Raw genomic sequence first — 20,915 nt, forward strand, 5'->3', positions numbered from 1 at the left:
CTTACTTATGTTATTTAGCGTCATACCATGTATCTCCGAAAGAACTGTCTACTTTAAGCGGAACAGAGAGCTCTACGGCGTTTTCCATGACGTCTGGAACAATTTCTTCTAGTTTCGCGATCTCGCTCTCAGGCGCCTCAAAAATCAGCTCATCGTGTACTTGGAGTAACAACCGTGCTTCTAGTTTCTCCGAGATAAGACGGTCGTTCATGAGGATCATCGCTTTTTTAATAATGTCGGCGGCACTTCCTTGGATTGGCGTATTCATCGCAGTCCTCTCAGCAAATCCACGAACATTAAAGTTCCGGCTTGTAATTTCTGGAATATAACGACGGCGATGCAAAATCGTCTCTACATAGCCCTTTTCCTTCGCCGAACGCACGATATTCTCCATGTAATCTTTCACCCCAGGGTAACTTGCAAAATAACGATCAATAAAATCGCGCGCGTCTTTTCGAGTAATTCCTAAGTTTTGAGACAAACCGTAATCACTAATACCGTACACAATACCAAAATTAACGGCCTTTGCTTGGCGGCGCATCAGCGAATCTACCGCTTCTTGCTCCACATGGAAAACATCCATTGCCGTTTTTGTATGAATATCATAGTCGTGTTTAAAAGCATATTGCAAATTCTCATCTTCGGAAATATGTGCTAAGACGCGGAGCTCTACTTGCGAATAATCCGCGGAAAACATTTTCCAGCCTGGTTCAGATGGAATAAATACTTGTCGGATTTTACGACCTTCTTCTAGGCGAATCGGTATGTTTTGCAGGTTTGGATCAACCGAGCTTAGTCTACCGGTTTGTGCCAACGTTTGGTTGAAACGCGTGTAAACTTTTTCTGTATCTTGGTGTGTTACTTTCAGCAAGCCTTCGATGTACGTCGATTGGAGCTTGCCTAGTTGGCGGTACATTAGAATGCTTTCTATGATCGGGTGTGCGCCCGCTAACTTCTCGAGTACGTCCGCAGATGTGGAGTACCCCGTCTTCGTTTTCTTTTCCGCTGGTAGCCCTAGATTTTCAAATAGAATTACGCCGAGTTGCTTCGGTGAATTGATGTTGAATTCGACGCCTGCATATTCGTGAATCGTTTTTTCGAGTTCGCTCAATCGACCGGCTAGCTCTACTTTCATATCTTCCAAACGCGCGATATCCACTTTGACGCCGTACATTTCCATCTTCGCTAAAACTTTCGATAACGGCAATTCCAGATCTTCAAACAAGCCAAGTTGCTCATTGTTTTCGAGCTCGGTATGCATCTTCTTTTCGAGTTCAGAAACAGCAACCACTTTTCGCGCCAAATGCTCAGCGACAATGGCTTCTTCTGGAATTTCGCGTTTTGCACCTTTTCCATAGACGAGTTCGTCGGTTTTAACCGCGTCAAAATCATGACTAACCGCAACGCTCGCAAAATCATCAATAGTGTCCGACGGGTTCAGCAAGTAAGATGCCAACATGATATCAAATTCGATTCCATCTACGGCAATATCAAATTTGGAAAGCCCAACAATTGTTTTTTTCGCATCGTATACGACTTTCTCTTTGCTTGAATCTTCTAGCCATTTCTTCAATTCAGGTGATTTCCTTACTGTATCCTCCGTTGCAAAAAAAGTGCCTGCTTCTGAGTGAAAAGCGATGCCGATAAACGGTGCGGTATGATAATTGTCATTGTCGAGTTCCACATATAGCGCGGTTTTATCGCTCAAATGGGATGCTTTTACTTCATGCACAATTTCAAATGTGATATTCTCGAGTTCTTTTTCTGGCTCGCTGGATTCGCCTTGGATATTTTTTAAAATCGTCGCAAAACCGAGCTCTTTCAACAGCGGTACCACTTTTTCAATATCATAACCGGCATATTTGGTATCCGTCACTTTCATTTCAATCGGCGAATCGGTATTGATAGTGGCAAGTTCCTTACTCATGATTGCGGATTCCTTATTGTCGACTACTTTTTCTTGAAGTTTCTTACCGGAAATTTGATCCGCATTGGCTAATACTTCTTCTACTGTACCGAATTGGTGTAGCAGTTTTAAAGCTGTTTTTTCACCAACGCCTGGAATACCCGGAATATTATCCGATGAATCGCCCATTAAGCCTTTCATATCAATGATTTGCTCTGGTGTGAGATCGTATTTTTCTTTCAGACTGGCCGGCGTGTTTTGCTCCATATCGGTGATCCCTTTTTTCGTAATGTACACCGTCGTTTTCTCACTGGCAAGTTGCGTCAAATCCCGATCTCCGGTAATGATAACGACCTCTAAGCCATCTTTTTCGGCTTGTTTCGTGATCGTCCCAATAATGTCGTCCGCCTCATAATTCGGTAACTCATAGCGCGGAATCGAGTAAGCATCCAGCAATTCACGAATAAACGGAAACTGCTCCGAAAGCTCGCTCGGCGTTTTTTGGCGCCCACCTTTATATTCTTTATACTGACTATGTCGAAAAGTCGTTTTCCCAGCATCAAAAGCCACCAAAACATGATTTGGCTGCTCTTTTTCCAACACATTCATAATCATCATTGCAAAGCCATACACCGCGTTCGTGTAAACACCTTTCTCATTACTCAAAAGTGGTAACGCGTAAAAAGCGCGATTCGCAATACTATTTCCATCAATTAGTACCATTTTATTCACAGGGATTCCTCCTCAAAATTTAGCGCTCATTATGTCCATTTTACCATAGAAAAACCGAATGTGCCCGTATTGTAAACGCACAAAAAAACCGGTTTTAAAAGCGCAGGATCACGTTCTTCCTCCCCTTTTAAAACACGGTTTCATTCAGCATTAGAAATTGCGAATCAACGCATCGGCAAACGCAGAGCATTTCACTTCTGTCGCGCCATCCATCAAACGTGCAAAGTCATAGGTTACCGTCTTGTCAGCAATCGTTTTCTCCATTGATTTAATGATTAATTCCGCGGCTTCACTCCAGCCAATGTGCTCGAGTAATAACGTTCCTGATAGAATAACCGACGAAGGGTTCACTTTATCAAGATTGGCATATTTTGGAGCCGTACCATGCGTCGCTTCAAAAATGGCATGCCCTGTTTGGTAATTGATGTTCGCACCTGGTGCAATACCGATACCGCCCACTTGAGCCGCAAGCGCATCAGAAATGTAATCCCCATTCAAGTTCATCGTTGCTACTACATCAAATTCAGCAGGACGAGTCAGGATTTGTTGCAAGAAAATGTCAGCAATCGAATCTTTCACTAAGATTTTGCCTGCCGCAAGCGCTGCATCTTGTTTCGCATTTGCCGCGTCCACACCATCTGTTTCAACGATCCGATCATACTCCGCCCACGTGAAAACTTTATCGCCAAATTCGCGCTCTGCCAGGTCGTAACCCCACGTTTTAAAAGCGCCTTCCGTGAACTTCATGATATTTCCTTTATGGACTAGCGTCAATGATTGACGGCCCTCCTTGATCGCATATTCCATTGCCGCGCGAACCAAGCGTTCCGTGCCTTCTTTGGAAACAGGCTTCACACCGATTCCAGAAGTTTCAGGGAAACGAATTTTATTCACGCCAAATTCATCTTTTAGAAAAGCAATCAATTTTTTCGCTTCATCGCTACCTTCTTTAAACTCGATGCCCGCATAAATATCCTCCGTATTTTCACGGAAAATAACCATATCCGTATCCTCTGGACGCTTCACTGGAGAAGGTACTCCGGTAAAATAACGAACGGGACGCAAACATACGTATAAATCCAGTTCTTGGCGTAGTGCCACGTTTAACGAACGAATCCCGCCACCAATCGGCGTTGTGAGTGGACCTTTAATCGCAATAAGAAATTCATCGATCGTATCTAAAGTCGCTTTTGGCAACCATTCCCCTGTTTGATTAAACGCTTTTTCACCAGCTAGAACTTCTTTCCAAGCGATTTTTTTCTCACCATTATAAGCTTTTTCAACGGCAGCATCCAATACGCGCTGAGCCGCACGCCAAATATCAGGTCCCGTACCGTCTCCTTCGATAAATGGAATAACTGGATTATTTGGTGTTTGTAGGGCACCGTTTACTACTTGAATTTTTTCACCTTGTGTCAAATTAATTTCCTCCTCGCAATTTTTAGTCCCGTTCTGTGACAGGAATATATTCTCTTGAATCCGGTCCAACGTATATTGCACGCGGACGAATCAAGCGGTTATCACGGTATTGTTCAAAGATATGCGCCAACCAACCAGAAACACGACTCATCGCAAAAACAAGCGTGAATAAGTCATGATCGATATCAAGCGCATGGTAAACAGACGCCGAGTAAAAATCGACATTCGGCTTTAAATGTTTGAACTCCCAAACTGCCTCTTCCACCTCAGCAGAAATAGCATAATACTCCGGCTCACCCTTTTTCTCCGTCAATTTACGCGCCATCTCTTTCAGATGCATCGCACGCGGATCGCCACCTTGGTAGACACGATGACCGAAGCCCATGATTTTCTCTTTATTGTCAATTTTATTTTGAATGTATTCGCGGGCATGACCTTTTTCTTTAATCTCCTCAATCATATCAATCACACGCTCATTTGCGCCACCATGTAACGGTCCTTTTAGCGCGCCGATTGCTGCTGTAACGCCTGAATAGACATCTGAAAGCGTCGCAACACAAACGCGAGCCGTAAACGTAGAAGCATTAAATTCATGATCCGCATGTAGGACAAGCGCTTTGTTCATGGCCTCGACCGCCAAGTAACCAGCTTCTTCTCCAGTCAGCATATACAAAAAGTTCGCCGCCATACTCAAATCATCGCGTGGTGGAATCGGATCAAGACCTCGGCGAATCCGTGAGAACGCCGCCACAATCGTCGGCATCTTCGCTTGCAGACGAATCCCCTTACGATAAACCGCTTCCCCATCATCCATTTCCGCTTCCGTATCAAAAACACCAAGCATCGAAACGGTTGTCCGCAACACACTCATCGGATGCAATTTTTGGTGATGTTGCAAACGCAGACTCGTAATAATTGTCTCCGAAACTGCCATATTTTCACGTATTTCACTTGTGAATTTAGCTAAATCCTCCGCGTTCGGCAAACGTAAATGCCAAAGCAAATAAATGACCTCTTCAAATGTTGCGTTACTCTCCATCAGATCATCAATACCATAACCAACATATGTCAGCATGTCATCTAAAATAGAACTAATCGACGTCTCCGCCACATATACATTTTCTAAGCCTTTTGAAACCGTCATTATTTTTCCCCCTAACAGTATAAAATTTAGCACTATCAGCTATGTAAAGTTTTCGCTTCACAAGTTATTTGAATAGAGCGACACCTTGCATAAGTACGTACGCAATGCCAGCCGCAATCACCGGTCCAGCTGCAACACCACGAAATAGCACGACTGCTAAAATCGTACCAAAAACCAGTGAAACCGTCACTTGTGGGTCCACCGCCATATAGCCAACACCTTTTTTCGCCAAAATAGAAACAGCAATTCCTGCGAAAAGCCCTATCCAACCAGCTGCCGATTTAAAGGAATCAATCAAATCTTTAAAGCCAATTTGACCCGTCGCAATTGGAATTAGGATAGCGACTGTGATCACCGTCACACCCCAATTAATCCCCCTCGATTGAATCATCTCCATCACCTTGCTATCCACATGAAACAACTTCAGTAATATAACAATAGCAACAGCAATGATCAGCGAGTTATTCTTCGCTAGTAAACCGAGCCCGAGAAATAGTAGTAAAAAAAGCATACTTTCTGTAAACAAGAAGAACAAACCTTTCCTTCTGAGAAAATGTCAGATTAATTGTATTATAGCATACCCACACCCTACAATGTAAAGCGATACTTATCGTATATCTAGAAATAGATAAGAAAAGCCAATGACTTGCTACCTCATGTCAAAATAGGTAAAGTTGCCTTGACTCATTCGCCGCTCTATCCAACGATTAATGCGCGGTTTAATCCATGATCGCACGAATGGCAGGAACAGGAGCAGTCCGCCTATTGATGTGAGAACTCCTGGAATAACAAGTAAAAGTCCCGCTAAAAACAGACAAATTGTGTCGAGTAAATAGGGAGTCATCACCTTTCCTTCCCGCATATTTTGGGTAATACCTCGCCATAATCGTTTGACGATGAAAACCCCGAATGCTGTCGAAGCAATCTGGATGAAAAACAATGGCCAAAAACCGACCCATTGGAATAGTAGGATATAGGTAAGCAATTCGATGAAACCGTACGCGCCCCAATAATAGATTAGTTTTTTCATTTTGTGGGACCTCCTTCATTTGTGACTTCTTTCATTATAACGTAATTTGGGAGAATTTAAAAACCAGATCAATCCGATGAAGGAAGTTGATCTGGTTCTTTGTTGAGGCATCTCTTGCTTGATTAGAGCCTAGGTATGCTAGAGTACGTAGTGAGCATATAATCATCAGTAGCGCTAACGCCGAGCAGTGAATACCTGTCGGGCAAATAAAGGCGCAGAGACGTTTGTCACTAGTTTTTCAAAGAGGTATGGTGATCTTTATTCTGTGGTGTGGAAAGGTTTTATATTGGGGCGTGTCCCGCGCCTCCGGATCTAGCTTCAACAGCCAGCCCCTCGAAACTTTCACGCCCTCCACAAAAACCAAGTTCGGGTTTTCATTGCGGCCGCTCCAGTTTTTTCGGAGGTAACGGGCTGTTTCAGCTTTGTTGTGGCTCTTATGAAGCGTACTTTGCTGAGTTAGAGCCTCAATATGCATGGGAACGTAGTGAGCATGTAATCCATGTACTGCATCGTGTCCCGCGCCTCCGGATCTAGCTTCAACAGCCGCCTCCTCGAAAACTTCACGCCCTCCATAAAAAGCAAGAGCAGCTTTTTACTGCGGCCGCTCCAGTTTTTTTCGGAGGTAACGGGCTGTTTCAGCTTTTCAATTAATGTGTTGCTGTTTTTCCATTATACACATTCCCTTGGCGTGCATCGACTGTGATTGTTTCACCGTCTTTTACAAGGTCTGTTGCGTTTGTTGCGCCTACGATTACTGGAATTCCTAGTGTGATTCCAACAACGGCTGCGTGGCTAGTTAGGCCGCCTTCTTCTACAACTACGGCTGCACTCTTCTCGAATGCTGGTAACATTTCTTTGTCTGTTGTTTTCACGACCAGAATGCCACCTTCTACTGCTTTTTCTAACGCTTCTTTATTAGACTTCGCTACTACGGCTTGTCCGATAACAGAAGTGGAACCAATTCCGTGACCTGATACAGCTTTATCACCGATTAATTGGATTTTCATTAAGTTCGTTGTACCAGATTCTGTAACTGGAACACCGGCTGTGATGATGATTAGATCGCCTTGTTTCGCAAGTCCTGACGCTAGGGATTCTTTTACTGCAAGGTCGAACATGTCATCTGTATTAGCAATCGGTGCTGCTAGACGTGGGTATACGCCCCATACTAGAGAAAGTCCACGACATACGCGCTCGTTGAAAGTCACTGCTAAAATATGTGATTTCGGACGGTATTTCGAGATCATGCGTGCTGTGTGTCCACTTTGCGTTGTGGCAACAATCGTGTGTACGTTCAAGTTGCGCGCTGTGTGACCAACCGCTTGGCCGATCGCTTCTGTCATATCAGAGTTTTGATGTGCTTTCAGCGCGAATTTATCTTGAGCTACTAATGCTTCTTCCGCACGTAGCGCAATTTTAGTCATCATTTGTACGGATTCTACTGGATAATCCCCAGCCGCTGTTTCACCAGAAAGCATGATCGCATCTGTACCATCAAAAATGGCATTGGCTACATCACTTGCTTCTGCGCGAGTTGGGCGTGGGTTGCGTTGCATCGAATCTAACATTTGAGTTGCTGTAATAACTGGTTTTGCAAGTTTATTACATTTTCTGATCAATTGTTTTTGAACAATCGGAACTTCTTCAGCTGGAATTTCAACGCCGAGATCACCACGAGCAACCATTAAACCTTGAGATACTTGCAAGATTTCGTCGATATTGTCAACGCCCTCTTGGTTCTCGATTTTAGGAATGATTTGAACGTGTGTTGCATTGTTTTCTTCCAAGATTTTTGTGATTTCAAGAACGTCTGTTGCGCGACGAACGAATGATGCCGCGATAAAGTCGATGCCTTGCTCTAGACCGAAACGGATATCGTTCGCATCTTTTTCTGTGATACCAGGTAGGTTGATCGATACGTTTGGCACGTTCACGCCTTTTTTATTTTTAAGTACGCCTGGGTTTTGAACATTTGTTATTAGTTCACGGTTGGCAGCGTCTTTTTCGATTACTTCAAGACCAATTAGGCCGTCATCTAAAAGAATCGTTGAACCGATTTCAACGTCATCAAATAGTTCTGTGTATGTTACGGAGAATTTTTCTTTTGTTCCAAGGACTTCTTCCATTGCTACGCGAACAGTGTCCCCTTTTGCAAATTCTAATTTCCCGTTTTCCATATCGTTTGTACGGATTTCAGGGCCTTTTGTATCAAGTAAAATCGCTACTTCTGTTCCCGTAATTTTGACAGCTTCACGAATATTTTTGATACGCGCGCCGTGCTCTTCATAATCACCATGTGAAAAATTAAGGCGACATACGTTCATACCTGATTCGATTAATTGTACTAATGTTTCTACCGTTTCACTTGCAGGTCCAATCGTACAAACAATTTTAGTTTTTTTCATCTTTTATACTCCTCCTAAGAATACCTATTCATTCATTACTTATTATAAACTCATCCGCCCCATTTTACCAGTAACTTCACTAGCGTATAAGGGTTTTGTGAATTTATGTGCATGTTGACCAAACTTTTCATTATTTTTTAGGCACGCTTTTATGTAGCCCGTTTTCATGCCTATTTTCATTTTAATCCGTAGGAAGAGGCTTCTAAGTTATGCAAAACTAGAAACCTCTACCGTTGTATTAAATGGATAGTATTGTTGCTAAATCAAACATTTCTTTATCAATCACGTGTTTTTGTTTCAAAACTTCCGTGATATCATTTTCGACGATCTTATTATTTTGGATACCGACAGCAAGACCGCCACGGTTCTCCATTAATAAATCGACAGCACGCGCGCCTAGACGACTTGCCAATACGCGGTCAAAAGCAGTTGGGCTACCGCCACGTTGAACATGTCCTAGAACTGTTACACGAGCATGGTAGTCTCCAAATTCAGCTAATTGATTCGCGAATTCATTACCAGAAATAACACCTTCTGCCACGACGATGATACTATGTTTTTTACCACGAGCAAGACCTTTATTTAGGCGTTCCACTACGTCTTCCATTACAAAATTATGCTCTGGAACGATGATAGCTTCTGCCCCTCCAGCAAGACCTGACCATAGTGCGATATCACCAGCATCACGACCCATAACTTCGATAATAAAAGTACGTTCATGACTTGTTGCCGTGTCACGAATTTTGTCGAGCGCGTCAAGCACTGTATTTAAAGCTGTGTCAAAACCAATTGTAAAATCAGTTCCTGAAATATCGTTATCGATTGTTCCAGGGATACCAACTGTTGGGAATCCGCGTTTCGTTAGCGCTTCAGCTCCATGATAAGAACCGTCGCCACCAATAACAACAAGGCCTTCAATACCGAATTTCTTCAATTGCTCGATACCTTTTAATTGACCTTCTTCTGTCGCGAATTCAGGATAACGCGCCGAGTAAAGGAAAGTTCCTCCACGGTGCAATAAATCTCCAACAGAGCCTAAATCAAGTTTATGGATATCTCCGTTTACTAGACCAAGAAATCCATAATCGATACCATAAACTTCTAGTCCTTCATAAATACCTTTACGCACAACGGCACGAGCCGCAGCGTTCATTCCTGGTGCATCTCCACCACTTGTTAAAACTGCAATACGTTTCATCAAAATCCCACCTCAAACAATGAATATTATTTTTCATCACATGGTTACATTCTACATCACTTTTCTCAAAAATGAAAGCAGGAATCTAGTCCTTTTTTCATGTTTTGTGAAACTTTTCATTAATTCGGAACCGAAATGGTGCATACCAATTGCTTTCGAGTAGGAATTGGTATTGGTTTATTACCCTTCGCTAGCGTAGACCAAACATGATGGTTTATTTTTTTGCAAACCGTAAAACTTCTAGGTCAACAGAATGAATCAAGAAAAAACCAGTTGTAGCAACCGGTTTTTTGCTTAATTATAGTTCTTCGTAAACACCAATTTTTTTAAACTTCTCATACCGCTGATCGGCTAATTGCTCGCCTTCTAACACGGATAAGGCATTCAAACTCTTACGAATAACGGCAGAAATGAGTGCGGCCTGCTCCTCGACATTGCGATGAGCTCCACCACGTATTTCTGGGATAATCCCATCTGTAATACCTAGATCGAATAGATCAGTTGCCGTGATTTTCATCGATTCGGCTGCTTGTTTCGCGAGGCTAGCATCTTTCCAAAGGATTGCTGCCGCACCCTCTGGTGAAATGACGGAAAATACGGCGTTTTCAAGCATGTAGATTTCGTTCCCAACACCAAGCGCTAAGGCTCCACCACTTCCGCCTTCCCCGATAACAATCGAAATAATCGGCACAGTCATGTCGCTCATTTCGTAAAGATTACGCGCAATCGCTTCGCTTTGTCCACGTTCTTCTGCGGCACGACCTGGATAGGCACCTTTTGTATCAATGAAGCAAATAATAGGACGTCCGAACTTATTGGCTTGTTTCATTAATCGTAATGCTTTACGGAAGCCTTCTGGATGCGGCATCCCGAAATTACGATGCAAATTATCTTTCGTATCTTTCCCACGTTGATGACCAATAACGGTGACTGGTGTGCCATTAAATGTTGCTACTCCGCCAACAATAGCTGCATCGTCACCAAAATAACGATCGCCGTGTAGTTCCATAAACTGATCGAATACAAATGGAATATAGTCTAGTGTCGTTGGGCGTTCTGGATGGCGCGCCACTTGGAATTTATCCCATGCGGACATGTTTCCATAAATCGCGTCCTCTAACTTGCCAAGACGAATTTCCAATTTCACGATTTCCTTCGACAAATCAACGTCGGATTTCTCGTTATATTCTTTGAGATCGGCAATTTTTGTTTGCAATTCCAAAATTGGTTTTTCAAATTCTAGTTCATTTGCCATTTGCCGAATCCTCCTTTTTTGTGTGAATATCTAGAAGGAAACGCAGTGTTTCGCGCATATCAAGGCGGGAAACGACTTCATCAAGCTGGCCGTGCTTTAATAAGAACTCCGCTGTTTGGAAGTCCTCTGGTAAGTCTTCGCGAACCGTTTGCTCAATCACACGACGCCCGGCAAAACCAATCATCGCCCCCGGTTCTGCAAAATTATAATCGCCCAGTGACGCAAAACTTGCTGACACGCCTCCTGTTGTAGGATGCGTCATAATCGAAATCGCTAGACCACCATGATTGCTGAATCGTTTGAAGGCTGCAGACGTTTTCGCCATTTGCATGAGTGATACCATTCCTTCTTGCATACGAGCACCACCTGATGCTGTGAAAATAACAAAAGGAACGCCTAATTCATCCGCTTTTTCGACAGCGCGTAATATTTTCTCGCCGACAACAGAACCCATACTTGCCATCCGGAATCTGGAATCCATGACAGCCACAACAAATGGTAATGTCTCAATCGTCGCTGTCCCAGTTAGAATAGCCTCATTTAGATCCGTTTTCTTTTTGTCTTTTACAATACGGTCCATATAATCTTCAAACCCAAGTGGATTTGCCGTTGTTAAATTGCTATCTAATTCTTGGAACGAGTCTGCGTCTACTAAATACGCTACTCTTTCTTGCGCCCCAAGCGAGTGGTGATAGCCACAATAGCTACAAACCTTCAAGTTTTTTTGTAGTTCTTTCGAGTACATTATTTTCTTACATGAAGGACATTTCGTCATAATACCTTCTGGAACATCAGGCTTAGAGCCATCTGAAGGAATTGTTGCATATTTCCTTTTTTTCGGTTTCGTAAACAAATCTCCTAACAAAGGATGAACCCCCTTAACACACAATCTCTTTTCTACCAACGCTTCTAAGACACATGAATGGCTCTTTCTCGCGCTTTGTTAACGGTAGTTTATTTATCAAACTTTATCGTCCACTGTCCATATTAGCATTTTTTAACCCTTTTGTCTTTTTTTATTTTGACCTTACATTACGTCACACTACTATACCATATTTTTTTTATTTTTTAAAAGGCTAACGAACGATGAAATTTCCTTCTCCTAGAAGTTCCGTGATTGCTTTTGCAGTTTCTGGACTGCCGTTAATGCTGAATTTAGGTTGCAACTGGGTGGTTTGCTTCGTTACTTCATCATGCAATATCACGTGTATATCTCCGTGATTGGCGAGTAAAATAGCTTTTAGCGCTTCTAATTGGCTCGCTTCTTTGATTCGTAAAAAGGCCCTTTTTGGCACCTCGATATCTTTGACGTTCTCTGCTTGGTTGATAACGAGTTGCAAGTCACCGTTTCGTTGGTCTACTTTTGCTTGGAACAGTACGATAAGTCCTTTTTCGGCTAAGTCTGTGTATTTCCGGTACGTTTCAGGGAACATGACAGCACTCATTTCGCGGCTATCATCACTAATGGTGAGAAAACACATCGCTTCGCCTTTTTTGGTGCGAATTGTTTTGATATCATGAATATACGCTGCCACTTTGTAAATTTTTCCTGACTTCACTTGTGATAAGGCAGTGATTTCGAGCAACTTTAATTTATCTTGATAAAAAGTGACAGGATGGGCCGAAACATATTGTCCGACATATTCTTTTTCTTTTTCGAGCTTGGTATCTAGCGCGAGTGGACTTGCTTCGCGGTATTTCGGCTTCATTTTGTGGAACAGCTCATCATCCGTTGTGAACAGGTTTATGCCCTTTTCATCGTCGCCTAACAAGCTAACATATTGAAGTGCCGCGTCCATCGAGGCGATATACGTTGCACGATCCTTACCAAATTCATCAAAGCATCCTGCATAAATAAGCGCTTCTAGGACTTGCTTCGTCAATTGTTTTTGAGGCATTCGTTCGCAAAAATCAAAGAAATCCTTGAACGGCGCGCCTTTTCGTTCGTTTACAATTGCTAGTGCGAATTTACTTGGCACCTTCCGAATAACACGCAGACTAAAGCGAATCGCGTCATTTTCGACTTGAAAATGGTAGTAACTACGATTGATCGATGGGCCTTGCATTGGAATGCCGTAATTTTTTGCTTCGGCGATGTACTGGCTAATTTTATCGTCGTTTCCGATGACAGCACTCAAGAGTGAAGCCATGAAAGCGGCTGGATAATTCGCTTTTAGATATGCTAGTTGGAAGGCGATTTTGGAATAGGCGACAGCATGGCTTCTATTGAAACCATAATTGGCAAAGCGGACGATGAGATCGTAGACTTGGTCAGCGCTCGCTTGCGTATAGCCCTTGTTGACTGCACCGGAAACAAAGTGAATCCGTTCTTGCTCTAAGACATCTGCCTTTTTTTTACTGACGGCACGGCGCAATAAGTCAGCCTCGCCTAATGAAAATCCAGCCATTTGTGAGGCGACTTGGATAATTTGTTCTTGATAGACGATAATACCGTAAGTAACACCTAAAATTGGCTCTAAATCAGGATGTGGGTAGACAATTTCTTGCTTGCCATGTTTGCGGGCAATAAATGTATCGATCTGTTCCATTGGACCCGGTCGGTAAAGCGCATTCGTCGCAACAATATCCTCAAACGAAGTCGGCTGTAAATGCTTTAACACGCGCCTGATACCATCTGACTCAAACTGAAAAATCCCTGTCGTATCCCCTTTTTGAAAAATTTGTAGCGTTTTGGGGTCGTCTAATGGTATGTCTTGTAAAGTTAACGGTGTTTCACGAATGTAATTGACATTTTTCAAGGTGCGATCAAGTAAGGTTAAATTGCGAAGTCCGAGAAAATCCATTTTTAGAAGTCCTATTTGTTCGAGTTCGCCCATTGCAAATTGTGTTAGAAGCGCGTCCCCACTCCCTTTTTGTAAGGCGATTTGGTCAACGAGTGGTTCATCGCTTATTACTACTCCCGCGGCATGCGTGGAAATATGGCGCGGTAAGCCTTCAATTTCGGTAGCAATTTCCCAGATGAGTTGGTTCTGCTCGGAACTGACGATGTGACGTTGCAGTGCTGTGGATTGTTCGTGTGCTTTTGTCAACGTCATGCCCAGTTCTCGCGAAATGAGCTTCGACCAATCGGACAATTGCACTGAATTTAAGCCAAAAGTTCGCGCAGTATCTCTTATCGCAGCCTTCGCAGCGAGCGTTCCAAATGTGCCGATTTGCGCGACGTGTTGTGTTCCATATTTAGCGACGACGTAAGAAATGACCTCATCGCGACGATTATCTGGAAAATCTAAGTCAATATCAGGCATACTAATTCGCTCGGGATTAAGGAATCGCTCAAACAGTAGCTGATATCGAATAGGATCAACATCCGTAATTTGTAATACGAAAGAAACAAGAGATCCTGCGGCAGATCCACGACCTGGACCGGTTAAAATACCATTTTCCCGTGAATATTTCATAACGTCCCATACGATCAGGAAATAATCAGAAAAGCCCATATCTTGAATCACTTTCAATTCATAATCCAGGCGCTGCCAATACGTTGCGTCCGGACTATCCACCCTTTTTTTCAAAGCTTCATAGCATAAATCTTTCAAAACTGGACCAGCTTCAAAACCTTGTGCTAGCGGGAATTTCGGCAGTAAATGTTGATCCATCGCAATATCTACTTCACACATCTCTGCAATTTTGCTAGTTAATGCGAGTGCTTCTTTTTCAAATGGGGTTATAAATAGGCTTTCCATTTCTCCAGGTCCAGCGAAATACGCGCCTCCAGACAACGGTAAATGATGCCACGACACCGTTTCATTATCTCGGATCGCACGTAATATTTCTGCGCTACGAACCCCTTTTGGTTCTAGATAATGAACATTTTTAGTCGCAACAGCCGGAATCTGAGCTACTTCACAAAAATCACGAATCGTTTCGTAAGCTGGGTTCTCTTTTTGCAAAGTCATGTAAAAGTTATCTTCACCCGCGATTTCACGCCATTTAGCAACAACGAAACGAGCATCTTCCTGTAAACCTTGGCGAATCAGTTGTTCAATTTCTCCTGCTTCTCCAGGCGAGAACAGCAACAAACCTTCCCGGTAAGACTCCAGCCATTTTAGGGGGAGTTTCTGCTCGTCTCGTGTTTCGATGGCGCTTGAAATTTTTAGTAGATTGCGGTAGCCCTGCGTTGTTTTAGCGAGTAGGAGCAACTCGTAAGTCTCAAGCGGCTGGGTTACACCTTCCACCGAGATCGTCATGCCAATCAATGGCTTGATTCCTGCAGCACGACATTTTTGATAAAATTCGATGACACCATACATCACGTTATGGTCGGTAATCGCAACAGCTGGATAATGAAATTGTTGTGCTTTCTCAATAATCCCATCAATAGCAGCCGTACTAGACAACAAATCGTACGCGCTCGCTACTTGTAAATGAACAAATTCCATTATCCTTCACTCCTCTCCTAGATACTCTCCTCTCTATTATATCGGTTGTGCGCATAAAAAGAAACCATACGTTCGCATTTATTTCTACAGTGCTTGCAACATGTCGAATTGGGATTGATATAACTGGTAGTAATAGCCTTTCTTCGCCATCAATTCCGCATGGCTACCTGCTTCTTGCACCCTACCGTTATCAATATAAAAAATCCGAGAACTGTTTTTAATCGTGGAAAGCCGATGCGCGATAATGAACGAGGTCCGCCCTTCTAGCAATTTTTCTAGCCCTTCTTGTAAAAGCACCTCGGTTTGCGTATCGATACTCGATGTCGCCTCATCTAGAATGAGAATTTTTGGATCGGCAAGTAGTGCTCGAGCAAAAGAAATGAGCTGTCTTTGCCCAGCAGAAAGCGTACTTCCGCGCTCCTTTACCTCTGCATGATAGCCTCCTTTTAGTTCCGTTATGAAATCATGTGCCCGAACAATTTTAGCCGCTGCTATGACTTCTTCTTCCGTTGCAGTAAGTTTCCCGTAACGAATATTCTCTAAAATGGTTCCTGAGAAAATGAAGGTATCCTGTAGCATCACGCCCATCTGCTCACGTAAGGATCGCAATGTCACTTCCGCAATATTCTCCCCATCGATCGAAATCTCGCCGCCATTAATATCGTAAAAACGACTCAGTAAATTGATCACCGTTGTCTTCCCCGCACCAGTTGGTCCAACAAGCGCAATGCTTTCACCAGCTTTTACATCGAACGAAATGCCTTTTAAGATATCTTTGCCTTCTTCATAGCGAAAACGAACATCATCAAAACGCACATTTCCTTTAATAAGTGGCATTGAGCGCGCATTTGGCAAGTCTTTAATGTCCGGTTCTACATCCATCGTTTCAAAAATGCGCTCCAAGTAAGCTGTTGCTGTAATCAAAGAATTGTAGAAATTCCCAATATTAATAACTGGATTCCAAAAGTTCCCGACATAACCCACAAAAGCAACAAGCGTTCCTGTGGAGACTTCGACGCCGAATCCTTTTATACCTAGGAAATAAATCAGGCACGTCGTGATGACTGCAATATTTTGCACGCCTGGCCATAGCAAGAATTGAATTTTGACGGCTTTCATCCAGGAATCGCGATACGCATCGCTTACTTCTGTAAAAATTTCATGGTTTTCCTTTTCACGAGAGAAAGATTGCGTCACTTTAATGCCTGCGATGCTTTCGTGGATATACGCATTCAAATTGGACTGCTTATTACTCAGTTGTTGATACGCACGACGTTGGGCATTTTTAATGAACATCACCATCACGAACAGTACTGGAATCAGAATCAAGCTATAAAGCGTCATTTTAACATCGATTGCGAACATAAAGGCCAGCGTTACAACAACGCTTAAAACATCGGAAATCAGATTAATCAAGCCATTCGAAAGCAGATCACTTAACATGTTGATGTAATTAACAACCCGAATCAAAATTTTCCCATGCGGCCGACTGTCGAAATATGCAAATGGTAGTTTTTGCAAATGTTCAAATATGGATGCTCGCATATCTTTTAAAATATCTTGACCAATCCGCGTGATCGAGCCAATCCGATACCACATACAGATGCCTGTCACAATGACAGACAGCACAAACACAACACCAATCCAAGCAAGTAGCGTCATATTTTTGTTCGGAATCGCGTTGTCAATGACTACTTTAGTTAAATAGGGGCCAAGCATCGTCGCCACATTCGCCAATAAGATGACAAAGAGCGTCACATAAATCGCTTTTCGATAAGGTTTCACAAATACCATAATGCGTTTCAAATGCGCGATATTAAATTCTGATTCCAGTTCCTCATCCACATTAAACTTATTGCGCGCCATTGTCATCCACCTCCAACCCTAATTGTTTCTGATAAATATCGTAATAATAGCCTTTTTCCGCAAGTAGCGAGCTATGTGTTCCCCGCTCTACGATTTTTCCATGATCTAAAATTAAAATCTCATCCGCGTCCTTCACCGACGAAATCCGGTGCGCGATAATGAACGTCGTCTTGTCTTGCGTAATCTTGCCAAGTTCCCCTTGAATTTTCACTTCTGTTTCCATATCCACAGCCGATGTTGTATCGTCCAAAATCAGAATCGACGGATCTTTTAACAACGCTCGGGCAAGCGAAATCCGCTGTTTCTGGCCACCCGACAAGCCAACACCGCGCTCACCGACAATCGTGTCATAACTCTCTGGCATCCGCTCAATAAAATGATCTGCATCCGCAATTCGCGCCATCCGTTGCACATCCTCCATCGTTGCATCCGGTGCACCAAAAGCAATATTCCCCTCAATCGTATCTGAGAACAAGAAAATGTCCTGCATCACTGTCGCAATATGATCCCGAAGCTCCCGTACATGCCATTTTCTTGCATCCATTCCGTCAATCAAAATAATACCTGCCGTCGGATCATAAAAGCGACAAATCAAATTCACCAACGTCGACTTCCCAGCCCCCGTTTCACCCAAAATAGCTATCGTCTGACCAGGAGCCGCCGTGAGCGAAATATTCGTCAACACGTCCGTATCTGGATCATCCTCAAAATGAAACGACACATTCTGAAATTCCACGAATCCCTTTAATTCTGGCGCGGCTTTTTCTGAATGAATCGGAATTTTCGTCTCCGTTTCCAGCATATCTCGAATTTTAAACGAAGAAGCCACGAAGCGTTGCGCATCATTGATCAACCAACCACTCATCCGCATCGGCCCATTCAGCATCCACAAGAACCCATTAAACGCGACCAAATCACCGAGCGTCATCTGATTTTTCATCACTAGAAAGCCACCAAAAATGAGTGTAATAATGACAAGCGTCCCTGCAAGCGAATCAAGTACTGGCAAATACCGCTTCGAAACAGCCGCCGAATCCATGTTACGCTTTTTAAAATCTTCATTGTGCGCATTAAACTTCTCGATTTCATAATCCTCACGCGCAAACGCCTTCACCACACGGTTCCCGCTAATATTCTCTTCCACCATCGAATTAAGCCGTGAAAAGCTTTCCCGAATCTCATAAAAAATTGGCTGTGCCTTCGCAGACATCCGCATCGTCAAAATCGCAATAAACGGCGTCACCAAAACAAGTATCAGCGTCAATTTCCAATCAAGTGAAGCCATCACAATAATCGCAAATAAGAACAAAAACGCATTTTCCAAGATATTATAAACAACCCACGACACAAAATGCCGAATGGCGTCCGTATCCCCCGTCATGCGCGCCATAATATCCCCGACCCGCGTATTATTAAAAAAAGCAAAATCGAGAGACTGCAATTTTTTATATAAGTCCTCCCGAATTTGAAAAAGCGCATTTTGTCCCACACGTTCAAACATAATCTGATACGTATAGCGCAGAATTGTTCGCAACAGCGTCGTCCCAATCATGATGCCAAGGAGCGGCAACAACCAGCTCATTTTTCCCTGTTGAATCACATCATCAACAACCTTCCCACCGACAAGCGGATAGACTAGGCTAAGCAACGACGCAATGACAATGAAAACCACTGAGAGCCAAACAAAGCCTCTTTTCCCTTTCGTATAGTGCCAAATCCATTTCAAACTAGCCACAAAACCACCCCATTTCAACTATTCATCCACCCTATTTTACTCCCCTCCCTGCAAAAAAGAATGGTCTATGTTAGGAAAAAGGATGGAGAATGTTGTATAATGAATGAAAAGTAAACGACGCTTTTCAAGAATCACAAATAAGAAACGCCAAGTATCCAACTAAACAGAAATAGACTTACACTATTTTAGTAAGCGCATTCATTTCATGCAACAAACCAAGGGAGGAACAAAAATGCTAAAAATCAACACAACGACCTTCAATCCGCAAATCCTATACGTTGCCGATTGCTACATGAACGAAGTGCGTACCGGGACACGGCATCATCACGATTTTATTGAAATGAGCATCATCTATTCTGGAACTGTCGACTACAATATCGACAATAAAATTTACCATCTTCAAGCAGGTGACGTTCTTCTTTTCAATCCGGGCATCGATCATTTCGAATTTTCCAAAGAAGGTGCTGAAAACACGCAAATTCACATTGGTTTTCGCCATTTCTCACTCGAAGGTTACCCGCGCGACACATTCCCATTCAAGACATCGGTCATCCGCCTAGGCGAAAACAAAACCCAATTCATGGAAACCTGTACGCAACTACTCGCCGAAAAATACCATGAAAAACCTGGCTATGACCTCATGCTAAAAGCGCTCGTAATGCACTTAATCATTTATATTTTGCGTGATGCCGATCCAGAACAACTCGAAAATAACGGCTTCAAACTCTCGACCGAAGCCCAAGAAAAACAAACACTCGTCAATGAAATCATTCATTATATGGAGAAACATCACACGGAAGACGTAACCCTATCCAGCCTCTCCCAAACGATGTACATCAGTCCGACCTACATCTCCAAAATTTTCAAAGAAGAAACCGGCGACTCTCCAATCAATTACCTGATCAAAATTCGCTTATCACGCGCCCATGACTTACTCGCATCACAAGACGTTACCGTAAAAGAAGCCGCCAAACTCGTCGGGTACAATGATGCCTTTTATTTCAGCAAACTTTTCAAAAAATACTATGGCTTCCCCCCATCTGACGTCCTCAAAAAAACAAACTAAAAAATGGAACTGCTTTTTCAAAGTCCGCGTAGGCCTCGAAAACACAGTTCCATTTTTCACTAATATTCGCCTTTTTTATAGTTTTGACATCGAGCACAGTTTAGCGTTAACCACTTCAAATTGCTCCGAAAACGATTGATACTCACAGCGAAGGTTCTCTATATTTTCACAATGATCTACATCTAAAAGGCCCAAACAAACCTTTTCCCAACAATCAAATAGCAGGTAGACTTCTTTAAATTGTAGATCATTATTATTCTGAATTAATTGAATGACAGATTGATAAAAACTAAAAATATCAGAAATTCTACACTCCATATCAGATACAATGCCGTACCTCATTACATCAACGTAAATTTTTCCAGTTCGCTCGAAAATATCCAATAAATAAGCATTCAATTGTCTAATTCTGTATTTTTGAATTCCCATTTCTTTCATCTCTACCATCCAAATCACCTCACCCGTAATTATACCAAAAGTGATTTCCGTTTACTGTAGATAAATTGTGTTGTTTCACTATAAAAAAGATACAAAGGCTACACATAGCAAGCTTCCACACCGAATGTAAGCGCCTTCTCTTGATTCTCATTGATTTCTTCTGAAAAAACCGTCAACAGTCGGTAGTATACGGATGATGAAGCATAAGATGTATTGCCATTTTCAGCGCTAGTATCACCGTTCTCCGGATGGCTCGATTCGAATTCACATCGGTATACGTGCATAAAGAAGAAGCAGTATACCAAAAAATGGTTTACTGCT

General features: G+C 42.7%; 15 protein-coding genes. 1 reads left to right on the plus strand and 14 read right to left on the minus strand.

Annotated features, from left to right (window positions below):
- Window positions 1-10 precede the first annotated feature (10 nt).
- The 12 genes from polA to HCJ54_RS07450 form a co-directional block, all read right to left on the minus strand.
- Window positions 11-2,638, minus strand: a complete 2,628-nt coding sequence (gene polA / locus HCJ54_RS07395; protein ID WP_187137180.1) for a DNA polymerase I — start codon at window positions 2,636-2,638, stop codon at window positions 11-13.
- A 150-nt stretch (window positions 2,639-2,788) separates the two neighbouring features.
- Entirely contained in the window at window positions 2,789-4,057 is a 1,269-nt protein-coding gene (gene icd / locus HCJ54_RS07400) for an NADP-dependent isocitrate dehydrogenase (RefSeq protein WP_185525180.1), read from the minus strand.
- Window positions 4,058-4,079: 22 nt separating this feature from the next.
- Window positions 4,080-5,201 (minus strand): citrate synthase, encoded by a 1,122-nt coding sequence (gene citZ, locus HCJ54_RS07405; protein WP_036066731.1) that lies wholly within the window; start codon window positions 5,199-5,201, stop codon window positions 4,080-4,082.
- 64 nt (window positions 5,202-5,265) lie between these two features.
- The gene (locus HCJ54_RS07410; protein ID WP_036066815.1) at window positions 5,266-5,727 is read right to left on the minus strand and encodes a DUF441 domain-containing protein; all 462 of its coding nucleotides are present in this window, start codon (window positions 5,725-5,727) and stop codon (window positions 5,266-5,268) included.
- A 123-nt stretch (window positions 5,728-5,850) separates the two neighbouring features.
- Window positions 5,851-6,231, minus strand: coding sequence for an FxsA family protein (locus HCJ54_RS07415; RefSeq protein ID WP_185409197.1), 381 nt, complete (start codon window positions 6,229-6,231; stop codon window positions 5,851-5,853).
- Between the two features lie 647 nt (window positions 6,232-6,878).
- Window positions 6,879-8,636 (minus strand): pyruvate kinase, encoded by a 1,758-nt coding sequence (gene pyk, locus HCJ54_RS07420; protein ID WP_185409198.1) that lies wholly within the window; start codon window positions 8,634-8,636, stop codon window positions 6,879-6,881.
- 238 nt (window positions 8,637-8,874) lie between these two features.
- The gene (gene pfkA, locus HCJ54_RS07425) at window positions 8,875-9,834 is read right to left on the minus strand and encodes a 6-phosphofructokinase (protein WP_036066729.1); all 960 of its coding nucleotides are present in this window, start codon (window positions 9,832-9,834) and stop codon (window positions 8,875-8,877) included.
- 298 nt (window positions 9,835-10,132) lie between these two features.
- On the minus strand, window positions 10,133-11,089 hold the full coding sequence (locus HCJ54_RS07430; protein ID WP_185409199.1) for an acetyl-CoA carboxylase carboxyltransferase subunit alpha: 957 nt from the start codon (window positions 11,087-11,089) through the stop codon (window positions 10,133-10,135).
- Window positions 11,079-11,954, minus strand: coding sequence for an acetyl-CoA carboxylase, carboxyltransferase subunit beta (gene accD / locus HCJ54_RS07435; RefSeq protein ID WP_187137181.1), 876 nt, complete (start codon window positions 11,952-11,954; stop codon window positions 11,079-11,081). Before accD ends, HCJ54_RS07430 begins: the two co-directional genes overlap by 11 nt.
- A 211-nt stretch (window positions 11,955-12,165) precedes the next feature.
- Complete coding sequence (gene dnaE, locus HCJ54_RS07440) at window positions 12,166-15,489, minus strand: DNA polymerase III subunit alpha (protein ID WP_187137182.1); 3,324 nt, start codon at window positions 15,487-15,489, stop codon at window positions 12,166-12,168.
- Between the two features lie 84 nt (window positions 15,490-15,573).
- Window positions 15,574-17,355 (minus strand): ABC transporter ATP-binding protein, encoded by a 1,782-nt coding sequence (locus HCJ54_RS07445; protein WP_187137183.1) that lies wholly within the window; start codon window positions 17,353-17,355, stop codon window positions 15,574-15,576.
- The gene (locus tag HCJ54_RS07450) at window positions 17,342-19,090 is read right to left on the minus strand and encodes an ABC transporter transmembrane domain-containing protein (RefSeq protein WP_187137271.1); all 1,749 of its coding nucleotides are present in this window, start codon (window positions 19,088-19,090) and stop codon (window positions 17,342-17,344) included. Before HCJ54_RS07450 ends, HCJ54_RS07445 begins: the two co-directional genes overlap by 14 nt.
- 232 nt (window positions 19,091-19,322) lie before the next feature.
- On the opposite strand from HCJ54_RS07450, the gene HCJ54_RS07455 reads away from it, so the two are divergent.
- Window positions 19,323-20,156 carry a helix-turn-helix domain-containing protein gene (locus HCJ54_RS07455; protein ID WP_187137184.1) on the plus strand — a complete coding sequence of 278 codons (834 nt, stop codon included), beginning with the start codon at window positions 19,323-19,325 and terminating at the stop codon, window positions 20,154-20,156.
- A 75-nt stretch (window positions 20,157-20,231) separates the two neighbouring features.
- On the opposite strand, the gene HCJ54_RS07460 is transcribed toward HCJ54_RS07455, so the two are convergent.
- A complete protein-coding gene (locus HCJ54_RS07460; protein ID WP_187137185.1) occupies window positions 20,232-20,603 on the minus strand; it encodes a hypothetical protein in 372 nt (123 codons plus the stop codon).
- Window positions 20,604-20,692: 89 nt separating this feature from the next.
- Window positions 20,693-20,899 (minus strand): hypothetical protein, encoded by a 207-nt coding sequence (locus HCJ54_RS07465; protein ID WP_187137186.1) that lies wholly within the window; start codon window positions 20,897-20,899, stop codon window positions 20,693-20,695.
- Between the last annotated feature and the right edge of the window lie 16 nt (window positions 20,900-20,915).

The sequence above is a fragment of the Listeria grandensis genome (genome assembly GCF_014322885.1).
Lineage (GTDB): Bacteria > Bacillota > Bacilli > Lactobacillales > Listeriaceae > Listeria_A > Listeria_A grandensis.